This window comes from Streptomyces sp. NPDC045968 (assembly GCF_056430475.1).
Genome location: NZ_JBWKLF010000003.1, coordinates 638,588 through 654,852, shown reverse-complemented (window position 1 = coordinate 654,852; position 16,265 = coordinate 638,588). Strand labels below are relative to the sequence as shown.

The following is a 16,265-nucleotide window of genomic DNA, read 5'->3' as shown; positions in this document are numbered from 1 at the left end:
GTATCCGTTATCGGCGCATGACGTTTGTCCGGCGCGGGCAAGACCTCACCGCCGAACTGCTGGCCGCACTTCTCGCGCGGAATGACGACATCCTCCTGGTCGCGGAGGCGGCGGCCGGTCCCGAGGCCCTCACGAGGGCGCCGGCCCGACGTCGCGGCGCTGGATCTGGAGATGCCGGGGGGTGACGGTGTGAAGGTCGCCACATCCCCGCGGGCGGAACTGCCGGCTTCCGGACCATGATCGTGACGAGTCATGGCCGGCCGGGGCACCTGAAGCGCGCGGGCGGCGGGCGCCCGGGCGTTCGTACCGAAGACGGTCAGCGCCCGGAAGCCGACCGAGACCATCCGTACCCTCCACGCCGGAAACCGTTACGTGGAGCCGGAGTTGGCCGCCGACGCGATCTCCGCCGGGGACTCGCCGCTGACCGGCCGGGAGGCCGAGGTGCTGGAACTGGCCGCAGGAGGAGCCCTCGTCGCGGATATCGCGGAGCGGGCCCCCCGTCGCAGGGGACCGTGCGCCACTGCCTGCCGTCGGCCGTCTCCCCACTCGGTGCGGAGAACCCTCATGCGGCCGTGCGTCTCACCCGGCGGCGAGGATGGGTATAGTAGGCACCGCGCTTCGGCGCAGTGCGAACGTAGCTCAGCTGGTAGAGCGCAACCTTGCCAAGGTTGAGGTCGCGAGTTCGAACCTCGTCGTTCGCTCCACGCAAGAAGGCCCCGGTCCTCGTGACCGGGGCCTTCTTCGTATCCGCGGGCGCTACGACCAGTTGGTGCCGGTCAGCAGCTCGTAGGCGTCGATGTACTTGGCGCGGGTGGCGTCCACGATCTGCTGCGGCAGGGCCGGGGGCGGCTGCTCGCTCGCGCGGTCCCAGCCGGAGGCCGGCGAGGTCAGCCAGTCACGCACGAACTGCTTGTCGTACGAGGGCTGGGCCCTGCCCGGCTGCCAGGTCTCGGCGGGCCAGAACCGCGAGGAGTCGGGGGTCAGCACCTCGTCCCCGATGATCAGCTCGTCCGTGCCCTCGCTGTTGGTCGCGAACCCGAACTCGAACTTCGTGTCGGCGAGGATGATCCCGCGCTCGCGCGCGATGTCGCGGGCCCGGCCGTATACGTCGAGCGTCGTGCGGCGCAGCAGGGCGGCCGTCTCCGCACCGACCTCCCGGGCCACTTCCTCGTAACTCACGTTCTCGTCGTGGTCCCCGACGGCCGCCTTGGTGGCGGGCGTGAAGATCGGGGCCGGCAGCTCGGAGCCGTCCACGAGGCCCTCGGGGAGACCGAGGCCGCAGACGGTGCGGGACGCCTTGTACTCGACGAGTCCGGAGCCGGTCAGATAGCCGCGCGCGACGCACTCGACGGGCACCATGCGCAGCGACGTGCAGATCAGCGTCCGGCCGGCCCAGTCGGCGGGCGCTCCGGCGGGGAGCTCCGTGGACAGGACGTGGTTCGGTACGAGATCGGCGAGCTGGCTGAACCACCACAGCGACAGCTGGGTGAGGACACGGCCCTTGTCGGGGATCTCGGTGGGCAGGACCCAGTCGTACGCGGACATACGGTCGCTGGCGACCATGACGAGGTGGCCCGCCTCGTTCCGGTACAGGTCGCGCACCTTGCCGGTGTGCAGGTGGGTGAGACCCGGGACCTGCACGGGCTCGGGCTTTTCTACGAAACCGGACACGCTGCCTCCGCGTAGGTTGATCCAGGAGTCGTTCCGATTGTCCCGTATCAGGGTGGAGCCACGAGGGGCGGGGCCTCCAGATGGGTGCGGAAGTGCCCGGGAGGGTCAGTCGCGCTTGCAGATGCGGTCGAGGAGGTTGGCCGTGGCGCGCTGGACGCGGGGGTCGACATGGCCGGGGCGGTCCAGGGCCGGGGACCAGGCGAAGGTGCCGGAGGCGAAGACGAGTGCTCCGGACGGGGCCCGGTACAGGGAGGTCTCCTGGTGGCGGAGGGCTCCGTCGCCGTCCCGGTAGGGCGAGTGGGCGAGCAGGATGCGGTTCTCGTGCTCGGGGAGCGTGGTGCGGGGGAAGTAGCGGTCGGCCTCGCCCGCGACCAGGCCGTCGATCTCGTCGCCCTCGGTGGCGCCGCTCGCGTCCCAGAGCCAGTGCTCCGCGTTCCGCACGACCAGCGGGTGGGGTTCGGGGACCCGGCCCGCGTACTGGATGCCGAGGAGCTGCTGTTCGGCGCGGTCGAGCTCGCGCCAGAGGGCGGGCTTGCCCGGTCCTCGGCGCTTGCGGCAGGTGAGCAGGCGGTCGGGGACGCCGGAGGCGGACGGGGAGAGGCCGACCTGCCAGTACATGGTGTTGGCGGAGAGGAAGACGAGCGAGGTGCCGGTGTCCCGTGCGCGCTCGGCGGTCCGGCGCATCGGCACCGACCAGTACTCGTCGTGGCCGGGGAAGACCAGGCCCCGGTAGCGGCTGGGGTCGACGCGTCCCGCGTGGAGATCGCGGGCGTCGGCGTACGCCAGGTCGTAGCCGTACCGCTCGGCCCAGCGGATGAAGTCGTAGGCGTGCCCGACGTGGAGGGGCAGTCCCGCGCCCGCGTACGGCCGGTCGAAGGAGATGGTGGCGGCCGCGTCCTCCTCGCCGAGCAGCCGCCCCTGTGCGTCCCAGGCGTGGTAGAGGCTGGCGCCGGTACGGCCGTCCTCCGGGTAGAGGTTGTACGCCTGCCATGTGATGTCCGGGAGCAGGAGAAGCAGGTCGGCGGGATGGTCGTCGCGCACCGTGAAGGGGATGTGGGAGCGGTAGCCGTCGGCGGTGGTGAGGACGGCCACGTACGCGCCGACGGACCAGTAACTGGGGATCTGGAGCCGCCAGGAGAGCCACCAGTGGTGGCAGGAGACCGTGCGGTCCGCGGCCAGCGGGGCCGGCTGGACGATGCCGGAGAGCCGGGGGCTTGTGGTGATCTTGGCTGCGCCGTCGCCGCCGTAGTGACCGATCCGGTAGACATCGACGGAGAACTGCTGGGGCGGGTCCACCGTGATGTGGAAGTCGATCGCCTCACCGGGGGCCGCGGCGCCGGGCGAGACGAAGCCCTTGATCTGCCGGTGCACGTCATCGGCGGTGCGGGTGCCGCCGCCGGTGCCGCCGCGGCCGAGCTCGGGGTCCGCGTACCAGGGGACGACCTGGCCGGTGTCGTCGAAGTAGGTCTCACTGCCGCGCAGCCAGGGCAGGGGGCCCTGCCCGAAGGGATCGCTCACGGCATGCGCGAGGGCACCCGACTCCCATCGTCGAATCTGCTCCGCCCCCATACCGCTTCCCTCCCTTGGGTCCCCCGGACAACTCTGGTGCGCCGATTGTCAGCGCCGATCCCCCAGCACATCACATAACGCATGCACTCCGTCACCGTTCGTCGCGAATTGACGTGAACGGAACCTGGGATTCCGGGTAGTTGGGGCGGGAGGTGAGGAAGGTGGCTCCCGCTCCGCCGGGTCACACGAGGCGGACGGGCTTGTCCGTGCGGACTCCGACCTCTGAGAGCCAGGTACGCAGCGGTTCCGCGTCGCCCTCCTCGACCAGGCTGAGGACGGGGCCGCCCAGGTCGGCCGGGCGCTGCCCCTCGACGAGCAGTGCGGGGCCGTCGAGCCAGTCGAGCCCGGGAGCGGCACCCGCCGTGTCGACGGCGGCGCAGCAGACCATCGCGACCACGTGGTCGGCGAGCAGCTCCGTGCCCGTACGGGGCGGCTGGAGCGGGAAGAGCGGGAGGGGGTCGGAGCCCCAGAAGTCGAGGGGGTCGGTGCCCGTGCCGCTCTTCGCGGTGCCCGTGCCGCCGGCCGTCACCCGGGGAGCCTGGGCGGCCTCCTCGCGGGCCACTGCGGCACCGATCCCGGCGGCGAGCTCCTCGCCGCCCGCCGAGGGGCCGGTGAGATGGCCGATGACGCGGGCCAGCGTGGGGACCGCCGGGTCGGCGGGGTCGATCGTGGCCGTGGGCGGTACGCCCATGGAGTCGAGGACCCGGTGGAGACGGGCGGCCTCGGCGCGCCACTTCCGGTCGACGACCTCTTCCGGATACTGCTGCCAGTCGACGGGGGACCAGTCGGGGCCGTTCTCCGCGGGCCCGCCGTGGAAGAGCCTGGCCGCCAGCAGCGAGGCCGCCTCGTCGGCCGTACCCGGTTCTTCGAGGAGGTCGCAGGCGGGACGCTCACCGAGGCGGGAGGCGAAGCCCTCCGCGAGCCGGTCCCGGCGGGACAGCTCGGTCAGGGCGGAGACGACGCCCGCGTCGAGCCGCGACGGCCAGCGGCCCATCCGCCAGGCGGGCAGCGCGACCCGGGTCAGCAGCCGGTCCCAGCCCGCGTAGGCGAGGCCGACCTGTTCCTGGGCGACGATCCGCAGCCCGTAATCCACGCTCTGGGCGCGCATCGACGCGGCGGCGGCGACGCATCGCTCCATCTCGGCCGCGTGCTCGCGACAGCTGCGCAGCAGAACCCGGGCGACCCAGCCGACGAAGGCGAGCGGCAGTCCGCGTACAGCGCCCTGCCCGGGCGCGGCCGCGTCGGCGACCGCGGCGTCGAGCCCACGTACGAAACGGCGGGCCGCGGCTATGTCCGGGTGTGCGGACGAGCCCGTACCGGCGACGACCGGGGCGAGGACCGCCCGCAGCTCGGCGACCCGCATCCACCAGAGGAAGGGGGAACCGATGACGAGAACGGGGGCGGCCTGCACCCTCCGGCGTGGCCGGCCGGCCACGAGTCCCTTGGCCACGGCGGACGCGCGGGGCTGGGCGGAGGGATGCGTACGGTCCTCCAGCCAGCTGTCGCAGTCCGGAGTCAGCGCTATGGCCGACGGGGCCGGGACATCGAGCCGGTCGGCCAGGTCCCGGACCAGCCGGTAGAGGTCGGGCGCGGACTCCTCCGTGACGGCGACGGTCGGACTGACCGCCGGCCGCGCCCTGGCGACCGCGAAGGCGACCGCGGCGGCGACCAGCAGCACGACGAGCGCGCAGGCCGTCACCGTCCACCGCACGGTGTCCCAGACGCTGCCGGTGATCCGGCCCTGTACCGCCGCGGCCAGCAGCACGACGGCCACGGCCGCCGGCAGGATCGCCACGGCCACCGCTCTGCTGCGGATGCGCAGCAGAGCGAGAGCTCGGGCACGCGCGGCCAGCGCGCCCAGCTCCTCACCCAACCCGGTACCGGACACGGCCGGATGTCACCCCCTCTGCCCCCGCGACGGTGTTGCTCACTCCCCCACTGTGGCACCCGTCACTGACATCGCAATGCCGGTGGGCCAAGTGCCGGAACGCTTGCGCCGCACCCTAGTTGGGAGCTCGCCGGTCGTCATCCGGATGGCCGAGTCGTCACCCGATGGAATGGCTTTGGCTAAAGCTGCTGACGCGCCGGTTCTGATGGGTACGCAATTTTCGCGCTGCACACCCGCGCGCAGGGGCCGTGCGCCCCGGCGCACGAGCGGCGTACGGACGGGGGCGCACACACACCTGCCCGGCGCCTCCGGAGAGGTGCCGGGCAGGTGTGACGCCTTGGGCGGCAGGGGGAGGTCAGGCCCCGGCGGCCTTCAGGGCGATGTCCGTGCGGTGCTGCGCACCGTCGAGCCGGATACGGCCGAGCGCCGTGTAGGCACGCTCCCTGGCCTGGGAGAGGTCCTTGCCGGTCGCGGTCACCGAGAGCACGCGGCCCCCGGCGCTGACGACCGCGTCGCCGTCCTGCCGGGTCCCCGCGTGCAGGACGAACGCGTGCGGCGCATCCTGCGCCGCGACGTCCGCCAGCCCCTCGATCGGGTCGCCCGTGCGCGGCGTACCGGGGTAGTTGTGCGACGCGATGACCACGGTGACGGCGGCGTCGTCGCGCCAGGTCAGCGGCGGTACGAGGTCCAGGGTGCCGTTGGCGGACGCGAGGAGGACACCGGCGAGCGGGGTCTTCAGACGGGCCAGCACCACCTGGGTCTCGGGGTCGCCGAAGCGGGCGTTGAACTCGATGACCCGGACGCCGCGCGAGGTGATCGCGAGACCCGCGTACAGCAGCCCGGAGAAGGGGGTACCGCGGCGGCGGAGCTCGTCCACGGTCGGCTGGAGGACGCTCGCCATGACCTCGTCGACCAGCTTCGGGTCGGCCCAGGGAAGGGGCGAGTACGCGCCCATGCCGCCGGTGTTCGGGCCCTCGTCGTTGTCGAGGGCCCGCTTGAAGTCCTGGGCGGGCTGGAGCGGCACCACGGTGGTGCCGTCGGTGATCGCGAAGAGGCTGACCTCGGGGCCGTCGAGGAACTCCTCGATGACGACGCGGTCGCAGGCCAGCGCGTGGGCACGGGCCTCGTCGACGTCATCGGTGACGACGACGCCCTTGCCGGCCGCCAGACCGTCGTCCTTGACGACGTACGGGGCGCCGAAGGCGTCGAGGGCCGCGTCGATCTCGGCGGGGGTCGTGCAGACGTAGCTGCGGGCGGTCGGGACGTTGGCACCGGCCATGACGTCCTTGGCGAACGCCTTGGACCCCTCCAGTTCAGCCGCCTCGCGCGAGGGTCCGAAGCAGGGGATGCCGGCGGCGCGCACGGAGTCGGCGACCCCGGCCACAAGCGGTGCCTCCGGGCCGACGACCACCAACTCGGCGCCCAGTTCGGTGGCGAGGCGCGCGACGGCGTCGCCGTCGAGCGCGTCGACCGGGTGCAGTTCGGCCACCTCTGCGATGCCGGCGTTGCCGGGGGCGCAGTACAGAGCGGTGACGTCGGGGTCGAGGGAGAGAGAGCGGCACAGGGCGTGTTCGCGGGCGCCGCCGCCGATGACGAGGACCTTCACGGGGTGCAGCCTAGCCGCCGGGCGCCGAGGGACTCGACGGGCGCCGCCCTGCGGACGGGGCGGGGAATGCGCGGGACAGGAGCAAGGGGCCTCACTGCCTCACTGCTCGTTGATGAACTCCTCCACGACCGTGGCGCCCAGTTCGCGGACGATCAGGTCGTGCCCGGAGAGCGCCGAGTCGACGAGATCCGGATCGTCGGCCTCCGGGGTGTCGTCCTCCGGCGCCACGGAACGCGGCGGCTCGGGAGCGTACTGCGCCTGCGGCCCGGCTTCGGCCCGGGGCCCGCCGGAGCCCTGCGACTGCGGTGCGTAGCCCGAGGACTGGGACTGCGGGGGCTGCTGTGCCTGTTGTCCGCCCTGCCCCTGCTGCTGTCCCTGGTACCCCTGCTGCTGGGCCGGGGGTTCGTACGGCTGCGGAGTGGGCGCGGGCTGGTAGGGCGCGGCCGGCGGGCGTCCGCCGCCGGTCTGCGGCGGCTGGCCGGAGCCGCCCGAGGGGTCGATGACCGCCTCCACCTTCCACTGGGCGTTGAAGCGCTCGGCGAGTGCCTGCTTCAGCACCTCTTCGCTACCGCTGGTCGCGAAGTTGTCGCGGGCACCGGCGCTGAGGAAGCCGATCTGCAGGGTCGTCCCGTCGAAGCCGGTGACCTGGGCGTTCTGGCTGAGCAGAATCCACGTGAACCGGCGGCGGTTCTTGACGGCCTCCAGGATGTCCGGCCACATGTTCCGCACCTGGGCGGCTCCGACGCCCTGCGCCATGCCCTGGCCCGGCTCGGGAGCCGGGGGCGTGGTCGGGGGCGCGGGCGGGGTCGGGTTCGGGGAGGCGACGGGTGCGGCCTGGGGTGTGGCCTGGGCGGGAGGCGTCCGGCCCGGGACGGACGCGGTCGGCCAGCCGCCGGGTCGGCGTCCCGCATCGGCTCCGGCAGCCGCGGGCCATGCCCCGGGCCGCTGCCCTGCGGGCGGCTCGGCCGGGGGCTGCTGGGCGGGAGCCGCCGGCTCCACGGGCGCGGGCTGTGGCTGGGTCTGCGGCGCGACCGGCTGCGGGGCGGGCGGCTGCGGGGCGGGCGGGGCTGCGGGGGCCTCGCCCCGTACCGCCGCGCGTGCGGCAGCCGGGCCTGCTTCGGGCTGACCGGCGGGCTGTACGGCGGCGGGGGGCGGCGCCATGGTGTGGGCTTCCGGCCCCGGCACGTACCCCAGGGCGGGGCCCGCCGGGGCGGTGGCGAAGGAGGCACCGCGCTCCAGCCGGTCCAGCCGGGCCTGGAGCGAACGCTCGTCGTCGAAAGCGGCGGGCAGCAGCACCCGGGCGCAGATCAGCTCGACCTGGAGCCGGGGAGACGTCGCCCCGCGCATCTCCGTGAGCCCCTCGTTGACCAGGTCGGCGGCGCGGCTCAGCTCGGCGGCACCGAAGACCGCCGCCTGGGCCTGCATCCGCTCGACCACATCGGCGGGCGCGTCGATGAGGCCCTTGTCCCCCGCGTCCGGGACGGCGGCGAGGATCACCAGGTCGCGCAGGCGCTCCAGGAGGTCGGCGACGAAGCGCCGCGGATCGTTTCCTCCCTCGATCACGCGGTCCACGACCTCGAAGGCCGCGGCCCCGTCCCCGGCGGCGAAGGCGTCCACGACGGAGTCCAGCAGGGAGCCGTCCGTGTACCCCAGGAGCGAGGTCGCCATGGCGTATGTCACACCGTCGTCGCCCGCTCCCGCCAGCAACTGGTCCATGACCGACATCGAGTCACGCACGGAGCCCGCCCCGGCCCGCACGACCAGGGGCAGCACACCGTCCTCGACGTAACTGTTCTCCTTGCCGCACACCTCGGCGAGATATCCGCGCAGTGTCCCCGGCGGAACCAGCCGGAACGGGTAGTGGTGCGTACGCGACCGGATCGTGCCGATGACCTTCTCGGGCTCGGTGGTCGCGAAGATGAACTTCAGATGCTCCGGCGGCTCCTCGACCACCTTCAGCAGGGCGTTGAACCCTGCCGGGGTGACCATGTGCGCCTCATCGATGATGTAGATCTTGTAACGACTCGACGCGGGCCCGAAGAACGCCTTTTCCCGCAGGTCACGGGCGTCGTCCACGCCTCCGTGCGACGCGGCGTCGATCTCGATCACATCGATGGAACCCGGCCCGTTGCGCGCGAGGTCCTGGCATGACTGGCACTCCCCGCACGGCGTCGGCGTCGGCCCCTGCTCGCAGTTCAGACAGCGGGCGAGGATGCGCGCGCTGGTCGTCTTTCCGCAACCGCGCGGCCCACTGAACAGGTACGCGTGATTGACCCGGTTGTTCCGCAGGGCCTGCTGGAGAGGGTCAGTGACATGCTCCTGACCGATGACCTCGGCGAACGACTCGGGGCGATAGCGGCGGTACAGCGCAAGGGACGACACACATACGAGGTTATCGGGGCGGACTGACAACCGGCCCCCACCGGGCACACCACCGGCCGGACAAGCCCCGGAAAACACAAGGGCCCCCCACGCACCCGCCAGAGCCAACCTACCCTTGCTGCCTTCCGGCCCTGGGGGAGTTCAGTCAGATAGCGCCACGTGAGGGGCTGACGCCCACCTTAGCCGATCCCCACCCCCCGAAGTCCACCTGATCCACCTCCGGGGACGCGTCCGGACGGCCTCGGGGGGAACGGGTTCGCGAGCACTCCTCAACGTCTTGTATTGTTTGCCGCGGAGGATTCGCCTAGTGGCCTAGGGCGCACGCTTGGAAAGCGTGTTGGGGGCAACCCCTCACGAGTTCGAATCTCGTATCCTCCGCCATTGCTCTCACCGGGCAATACGTCGAAGGCCCCGACCGGGAAACCGGTCGGGGCCTTCTGCGTTCCGTCGTCGCCCTGGCACGGAAGGGCTCTCGGCGGGGCTCAGCGGCACAACGCGGTGTCCACGGCGCGTTCGAGATTCCTCCGGTCCGCCTCGTCGGTGAGCTGCATCGTGACCGCGACGCTGGCGGCGCGGCCGTCGTCGGTGGCGCCGCCCCGGGTCTCGTACCCGGGGAAGCTGCCGCCGTGGCCCCAGGAGAGACCGCCGCACGGCAGCGGCCTGCTGACGAGTCCGAGTCCGTAGCGGGCGCCCGGGCCGAAGGTCTCTTCGGCGGGGACGGTGGAGCGCATCTGGGCGAGCTGGGCCCTGGGCAGGAGGCGGCCGGCCAGGAGTGCCCCGAAGAAGCGGTCGAGGTCGGAGCCGGTGGAGATCATCTGGCCTGCCGCCCAGCCCCAGGAGGGGTCCATCTCCGTGATGTCGCGCAGCGGCGCCTCCGCCGATTCCTGGTAGTAGCCGTGGGGGTGGGCCTCTCGGATGCCCGCGTCACCGGGGGCGGGGAAGTAGGTGTGGCGCAACCCGGCGCGTCGGACCACGCGCCGGTCGATCTCGTCGGCCAAGGGGCGGCCGGTGACCTTCTGGACGAGCAGGCCGGCGAGCACGTAGTTGGTGTTGCTGTACTTCCACCGCGTCCCGGGGGCGAAGTCGGCCGGGTGGCGGAGGGCTGTGGCGAGCAGTTCACGGGGGGCGTAGTAGCGGACGTCGTCGCCGAGGTAGTTGCTGTAGTTGGGGAGTCCGCTGGTCTGCTGGAGGAGCTGGCGGACGGTGATGCGCCGTCCGTCGATCCCCTTCCCGCGGACGAGGCCGGGCAGGTAGGTGTCGACGGAGGCGTCCAGGTGCACCCTCCGCTCCGCGACGAGCTGGAGGACCACGACCGCGACGAAGGTCTTGGTGTTGCTGCCGATCCGTACCTGCCCGTCGACGGGTACCGGTGCGCCGGTGGCCAGGTCGCCGGTCCCCGCGGTGTAGGTCCGGATGCGGCCGTCACGGTCCTTGACGCTCGCCAGCGCGGCGGGTGTCCCGCCGTCGCGCACCAGCGCGTTCAGGGCCTGCTGGACGGCATCCGGCCTGGCGGCCGCGACGGCGGGCGGGGCCAGTGCGCCCAGCGTCATGGCTCCGATGGCCACCGCGGCCGCGGCGGCCAGGGCCCGGCGCCGGGTGTCCTGCCGCCGGCTCGGCGAGCGACGCGCTTGCCGTGTCTGTCCACGCATGAGACGCATGAGTCCACTCCTGACGGATCGTTGGATCGTTGCCGGGTTGCCTGGGGCGTGATTCAGCCGCACAGGGCCCTGTCCACGGCCTCGTTCACGTGCCGCGTGGCCGCCTCGTCCGTCGGGATGCTGGTGACCGCGACGTTGGCGGCGCGGCCGTCGTCGGTGACACCGCCCCGGGTCTCGTACCCCGCGATGTCGCCGCCGTGGCCCCAGTAGACGCCGCCGCACGACAGCGGCCTGCTCGTGAGCCCCAGCCCGTAACGGAGGCCGGAGGTCCCGGCGGGGACGGTCGTGCGCATCTCGGCGAGCTGGGCCGCCGGGAGGAGGCGGCCGGCGAGGAGCGCGGTGAAGAAGCGGTTGAGGTCGGAGTTGGTGGAGATCAACTGGCCTGCGGCCCAGCCTGCGGAGGGGTCCATCTCCGTGAAGTCGCGCAGCGGTCCGTCCGCCGGACTGCGGTGGTAGCCCTGGGGGTGCGGCTCCCGGATGGTCATCTCGCCAGGGGCCGGGAAGTAGGTGTGGCGCAGCCCGACGCGCTTGATGATGCGCCGGTCCATCTCCTCGGCGAGGGGGCGGCCGGTGACCTTCTGGACGATCAGGCCGGCCAGGACGTAGTTGGTGTTGCTGTAGCCCCACTTCTCCCCCGGAGCCGCGTCGGCCTTGTACCGGAGGGCGATGTCGAGGAGCTCGCGGGGCTCGAAGTACCGGTTCCTGATCTCGTCGTCGTCGACGTGGATGCCGTACTCGGGGAGTCCGCTGGTGTGCTGGAGGAGCTCGCGGACGGTGATGCGGCGCCCGTCGATCCCCTCTCCGCGTACGAGGCCGGGCAGGTAGGTGTCGACGGAGGCGTCCAGGTCGATCTTCCCTTCGCCGACCAGCTGCAGAACCACGACCGCCGTGAACGCCTTGGTGTTGCTGCCGATCCGTACCTGGCCGTCCCTGGGCACCTTCGAGCCGGTGGCCAGGTCACCGACTCCCGCGGTGTAGGTACGAGTACGGCCATCGCGGTCCTTGACGCTCGCCAGCGCGGCGGGCATCCCGTCGTCGCGCACCAGCGCGTTCAGGGCCTGCTGGACGGCATCCGGCCTGGCGGCGGCAGCGGCGGCGGCGCCGGAATCGGAGGCGGCGGGCGGGGCGAGGGCGCCCAGGGTCATGACGCCGATGGCCACCGCGGCCGCGGCCGACACGGCGCGTCGCCGCCTGCCGCCCTGCTGCCGGGTCGGAAAACGAAGGCCCTGCCTGGTCTGAGCACGCATGAGTCAACTCCTGGGAAGTCGTGTGGTCGGGGCACGATCCTTGTTTCCAGGGCCCTCCGACCGCATCGCGGGAAGGCGGGAGAAATCGCTCCCCCGATCGGGGGAGGCCGCCGGTGGGCTGCCCGGCGATACTGGCGAAATGATCAGGCGAATTCGGCTGCTGCTGCGCGGCTCCACGTACTCGGGTGTGCTGTTCGCCTACTGCGGCGCGTTGGCGAGCCTTCCGCTGCTGCCTTTCGCCCTGGTGCCGGCGCTGTCGTGGCGATCCGCCCCCGAGAGCGTGCAGATCGTCCTGGTCCTGCTGGTCTGGGCGGGACTGGTCGGCCTGGTGGGACTGGCGCGCCCCGTACGGCGTGCGCTGATCGCGTCCGCCCGCCGGCTGCTGCGGGTGCCACTGCCGAATCCGGTGGCCGGTCGCCGAACCGCCGGTTCACTCGGCCTCGACCGCTGGCGGACCCCGCTCTGGCTGGTGCTGCACGTGGCCGTCGGGTGGACGGGCGCGCTGGCGAGCGGGGTGCTGTTCATCATGGGCCTCTCGCTGCCGGGCAACTGGCTCGGCGGCGAGGCGCGGGCGAGCCTGTTCGGCACGTCGGTCCGGGTGTCGGGCGGGTGGAGCTACCTGGTGGCGGCCCTGTGCATCCTGCTGGCGGTCGCCGTCTGCGTACTGGTGACGAGAGCCCTGCGGTGGTCGGCGCCACGGCTGCTGGGGCCGTCGAAGGCCGAACGGCTCGCGCTGGCAGCCGAGCGGGAACTGCTGCTGGCCGAACGCAACCGGATCGCCCATGAGTTGCACGACTCGATCGGGCACACGCTGACGGCGGCCACCATCCAGGCGGCGGTGGCGGGCGAGGTGCTCTCCGCCGACCCGGCGGCGGCGCGGGCCGCCATGCGCAGCATCGAGGAGTCGACGCGGGCCGCGCTGGAGGACCTGGACTACGTGCTCGGAGTGCTGCGCGAGGAACAGTCGGGCACGGCGCCGACCCGGACCCTGGCCGACCTCCCCGAGCTGCTGGACCGCCTGCGGCACGCGGGGGCGGTGGTGGAACCGGAGCTGTCGGGTGAGTTGGCGCGGGTACAGGGGACGCTCTCCCGGGCGGCGTACCGAATCCTCCAGGAGGGACTGACGAACGCGCTGCGCCACGGGGCGGGCGGCCCCATCGAGGTCCGGGTGGCGGCCGGGCCGCACGGACTGGACCTCACGGTGGTCAACCGGACCGGGGCACGGACGGGCCCGGGCACGGGAGCCTTCCCGACCTCCGGCCACGGTCTGCCCGGACTGGCCGAGCGCGTCCGGCTGCTGCACGGTGAGTTCCGGTCCGGCCCGGACGGGGCGCAGCACTGGCGGCTGGCTGTCCGGCTGCCGGTACGGGCGTCGGCGTGAGCGGGTCCGAGCCGGGGGAAGACATGGCCCTTCCCGCAGTCGCCGGCCCCGCAGTCGACCTTCCCGCCGCCGCCTTCCCCGCAGTCGCCGGCCCCACAGTCACCCTCCTGATCGCGGACGACGACGAGGTGACCCGCAGCGGCCTGCGCATGCTGCTCGCCGCACAGCCGGGGATCACGGTGGTCGGCGAGGCCGCCGACGGCGTCGAGGCGGTCGACCGGGCGCGGAGCCTGCGGCCGGACGTGGTCCTGATGGACGTCCGCATGCCACGTCGCAACGGGATCGAGGCCACCCGCCAACTGCTGACCGAAGAGGCCGACCCGCCGAAGATCGTGGTGATCACCACCTTCGAGAACGACGGCTACGTCACCGCCGCCCTCAGCGCGGGCGCCAGCGGCTTCGTCCTCAAACGCCTCCCGGTCCGCCAGATCGCCGAGGCGGTCCGGGTGGTGGCGGCGGGCGAAGCGGTCCTCTTCCCGGCCGCACTGGGCCGCATGGTCGCCCCCCGCCCGCTGGGCTCCGCCGAGGCCCTGCCGCAGGCCGCCCTGACCGGCCGGGAGGAGGAGGTCCTGCGCCTGATGGCCACCGGACTCTCCAATCCGGAGATCGCGGGGTCCCTCACGGTGAGCCTGGAGACGATCAAGACCCACGTCGGAAACGTGCTGACCAAGCTCGGCGCGCAGAACCGCACCCATGCGGTGGTGATCGCGTACGAATCCGGCCTGGTGGTCCCGGGCTTCACCGGCTGACCGGCTTCCACCCCTCTGCGCGGTCACCCGCCCGGACCTCTGGTGCCGGCCCGGCGACGCGCGAACTCGGCGCCCGCCAGCCGGCATTCTGTGCGCATCGCCGGGTCGGGGAGCCACCGCGCCGGTCACCTGCCGCTGGAGGCCTCGCAGTCCTCCTGCGACTCACGTGCCCTACTACAAGAACAGCCACCGCACCCCCGAAACCGCCCCCCGCGGCTGAATTCAGTGCCCATACAGCGCTTTTCAGCCAACCATGGGTGACTCCTGGGTCCTCAGACAACCTCTGATGCCGTTCACCGGCTCTCCACAGACGGGGAAAGTGTTCCGCTCCCAGCAGGCGTGCGGAACCCGTGTATGACGTTGTATGAAACGGAGTACGGGAAAATGACCACATCCCGCCACACCCGTCTGTGGCGCTCGACGATGGCCGCGGCTGCCGCGATCACCGTGACCGCCGGAGTCGTGGCCGCCGCGCCCGACAGCAAGGCGTCGGCCGTGCCGAAGCTCAGCCTGATCGCGGCCTCCACGTCGGTGACCCTCGACTCGTGGAAGGAAGACCCTGGCGTCTATCTCGACCTCGGTACGTACGTCACCGCCGAGAACGGGCCCTTCGAGCTCAAGGTGACGCGTAAGTCCTACAAGGACCCGGTCGTCGCCACCCAGATCATCCGCGAAGGGAAGAAGACCAGGACCAAGGTCCTTCCCCGCGGTGTGGTGAAGGACTTCGCGGGGCTGCCCGGCTTCGTGCGGATCGTCATCACCGACGCCGCCGGCAAGGTCGTGCAGAGCCGTTCGGAAGCCTTCTGTCCGAACAACGCCTCCGGGCGGGTACGTCCCGACGCGCCGTCCACGTCGAAGTATCCGGAGAGCTGCCCGGTCAACCCGTTCACCCTGGGCTCGGTGTGGGGTGTCGAGAAGGGCTGGGCGTCCAACACGTACGCGGGCTACTACGGCGCACCGGTCGACCTCAAGCCGGGCAAGTACACCGCCAAGGTGTCCGTGAACAAGCAGTACCGGAAGCTGTTCGGCATCGCGAACCAGCCCCGGACGGTCAAGGTGACCGTCCGCGAGCGCAGCTGGGAGGACGAGCCCGGCGCGGGGCAGGCGCGGAGCAAGTCCGCCATGGCCGGTCATGCCGGTCACGGCGCGATGCGCTCGCCGGCCCCCGCGGCCGCGACGAGCGGTGCCGGTCCCTCGTACAACGTGGGTCACGGGCCCCTCACCCCGGCGCCGCCCGCCCTCCCCTGGGCGCTCAAGAAGAGCGCGCTGCGGGCGTCGAACATGGGTGACGCCCCCGGTCAGACCGACGGGTCCCGGAAGGCTCCCGCCGTCGCGCCCAACGCGGCGCGGCCGAAGGGCAAGGCGTCCGTGCCGGCCGTGCCCAAGCCCGACCTCCGTTCGCTGCCGGCCTACGGCATCCAGATCAGCGACGGCCAGGAGAACGTGAAGGGCAAGGACTACCTCGCCTTCAGCGCCAACGTGTGGAACGCGGGGCCCGCCCAGCTCGTCGTGGACGGTTTCCGCACGCCGGGCAAGAAGCTGATGGACGCCTATCAGTACTTCTACGACGCCAAGGGCAAGCAGGTCGGCTACACACCGACCGGCACCATGGAGTGGGACCCCCGCCCCGGTCACGAGCACTGGCACTTCACCGACTTCGCCAGCTACCGGCTGCTGAAGGCCGACAAGAAGGAGCAGGTGCGCAGCGGCAAGGAAGCGTTCTGCCTCGCCAACACCGACGCCGTCGACTACACGGTGAAGAACGCCAACTGGCACCCGGACAACACCGACCTGTCCACGGCGTGCGGCCAGGAGAACTCGATCTCCGTGCGCGAGGTGCTCGACGTGGGTTCGGGCGACACGTACACGCAGGACCTCCCGGGCCAGTCCTTCGACATCACCAACCTGGCGAACGGCACCTACTACATCCAGGTGCTGGCCAACCCGGAGAAGCGGCTCAAGGAGACCAGCCTCAAGAACAACAGCGCCCTGCGCAAGGTGGTCCTCGGCGGCACGCCCGGCGCGCGCACGGTGAAGGTGCCCGCGCACGACCTGGTGAACGCCAACTGACGTCGGCCCTCCCGACATAACCGGCGCTCACGGCATACGGCGGC

10 protein-coding genes, 2 tRNA genes, 1 other RNA gene and 1 pseudogene are annotated in these 16,265 nt (G+C 72.1%); 6 read left to right on the top strand and 8 right to left on the bottom strand.

The window, feature by feature from the left end; all coding sequences use genetic code 11:
* Positions 1-17: 17 nt before the first annotated feature.
* Positions 18-605: pseudogene (locus tag AC07FA_RS12625) on the top strand (response regulator transcription factor).
* 23 nt (positions 606-628) lie between these two features.
* Positions 629-704, top strand: a tRNA-Gly gene (locus AC07FA_RS12620).
* 52 nt (positions 705-756) lie between these two features.
* Here the strand turns inward: AC07FA_RS12620 and AC07FA_RS12615 are convergent.
* From AC07FA_RS12615 to ffs, 6 genes are all read right to left on the bottom strand, one after another.
* Positions 757-1,671, bottom strand: coding sequence for a phosphoribosylaminoimidazolesuccinocarboxamide synthase (locus AC07FA_RS12615; RefSeq protein WP_479075081.1), 915 nt, complete (start codon positions 1,669-1,671; stop codon positions 757-759).
* 105 nt (positions 1,672-1,776) lie between these two features.
* Positions 1,777-3,240 (bottom strand): N,N-dimethylformamidase beta subunit family domain-containing protein, encoded by a 1,464-nt coding sequence (locus AC07FA_RS12610; protein WP_479075079.1) that lies wholly within the window; start codon positions 3,238-3,240, stop codon positions 1,777-1,779.
* 181 nt (positions 3,241-3,421) lie between these two features.
* Entirely contained in the window at positions 3,422-5,128 is a 1,707-nt protein-coding gene (locus AC07FA_RS12605) for a M48 family metalloprotease (RefSeq protein WP_479075077.1), read from the bottom strand.
* 355 nt (positions 5,129-5,483) lie between these two features.
* Positions 5,484-6,734, bottom strand: coding sequence for a phosphoribosylamine--glycine ligase (gene purD / locus AC07FA_RS12600; RefSeq protein ID WP_479075075.1), 1,251 nt, complete (start codon positions 6,732-6,734; stop codon positions 5,484-5,486).
* 99 nt (positions 6,735-6,833) lie between these two features.
* Positions 6,834-9,116, bottom strand: a complete 2,283-nt coding sequence (locus AC07FA_RS12595) for a DNA polymerase III subunit gamma and tau (protein WP_479075073.1) — start codon at positions 9,114-9,116, stop codon at positions 6,834-6,836.
* A gap of 76 nt (positions 9,117-9,192) precedes the next feature.
* Positions 9,193-9,287, bottom strand: an RNA gene (ffs, locus tag AC07FA_RS12590) — signal recognition particle sRNA small type.
* A gap of 122 nt (positions 9,288-9,409) precedes the next feature.
* Between ffs and AC07FA_RS12585 the strand changes: the two genes are divergently transcribed.
* A tRNA-Ser gene (locus tag AC07FA_RS12585) sits at positions 9,410-9,497 on the top strand.
* Positions 9,498-9,598: 101 nt separating this feature from the next.
* On the opposite strand, the gene AC07FA_RS12580 is transcribed toward AC07FA_RS12585, so the two are convergent.
* A complete protein-coding gene (locus AC07FA_RS12580) occupies positions 9,599-10,765 on the bottom strand; it encodes a serine hydrolase domain-containing protein (protein ID WP_479075188.1) in 1,167 nt (388 codons plus the stop codon).
* Between the two features lie 62 nt (positions 10,766-10,827).
* A complete protein-coding gene (locus AC07FA_RS12575) occupies positions 10,828-12,021 on the bottom strand; it encodes a serine hydrolase domain-containing protein (RefSeq protein ID WP_479075071.1) in 1,194 nt (397 codons plus the stop codon).
* Between the two features lie 139 nt (positions 12,022-12,160).
* Here AC07FA_RS12575 and AC07FA_RS12570 point away from each other — a divergent pair, with 139 nt between their 5' ends.
* The 3 genes from AC07FA_RS12570 (at position 12,161) to AC07FA_RS12560 (ending at position 16,221) form a co-directional block, all read left to right on the top strand.
* A complete protein-coding gene (locus AC07FA_RS12570; protein ID WP_479075070.1) occupies positions 12,161-13,402 on the top strand; it encodes a sensor histidine kinase in 1,242 nt (413 codons plus the stop codon).
* A gap of 23 nt (positions 13,403-13,425) precedes the next feature.
* The gene (locus AC07FA_RS12565; protein WP_479075069.1) at positions 13,426-14,151 is read left to right on the top strand and encodes a response regulator transcription factor; all 726 of its coding nucleotides are present in this window, start codon (positions 13,426-13,428) and stop codon (positions 14,149-14,151) included.
* A gap of 384 nt (positions 14,152-14,535) precedes the next feature.
* Entirely contained in the window at positions 14,536-16,221 is a 1,686-nt protein-coding gene (locus tag AC07FA_RS12560) for a lysyl oxidase family protein (protein ID WP_479075068.1), read from the top strand.
* The last annotated feature ends 44 nt before the right edge of the window (positions 16,222-16,265 follow it).

Coding starts and splice junctions, on each gene's coding strand:
- AC07FA_RS12610 (WP_479075079.1), bottom strand. CDS start 3,240: ATGGGGGCGGAGCAGATTCGACGATGGGAGTCGGGTGCCCTCGCGCAT.
- AC07FA_RS12580 (WP_479075188.1), bottom strand. CDS start 10,765: ATGCGTGGACAGACACGGCAAGCGCGTCGCTCGCCGAGCCGGCGGCAG.
- AC07FA_RS12575 (WP_479075071.1), bottom strand. CDS start 12,021: ATGCGTGCTCAGACCAGGCAGGGCCTTCGTTTTCCGACCCGGCAGCAG.
- AC07FA_RS12570 (WP_479075070.1), top strand. CDS start 12,161: ATGATCAGGCGAATTCGGCTGCTGCTGCGCGGCTCCACGTACTCGGGT.
- AC07FA_RS12565 (WP_479075069.1), top strand. CDS start 13,426: ATGGCCCTTCCCGCAGTCGCCGGCCCCGCAGTCGACCTTCCCGCCGCC.
- AC07FA_RS12560 (WP_479075068.1), top strand. CDS start 14,536: ATGACCACATCCCGCCACACCCGTCTGTGGCGCTCGACGATGGCCGCG.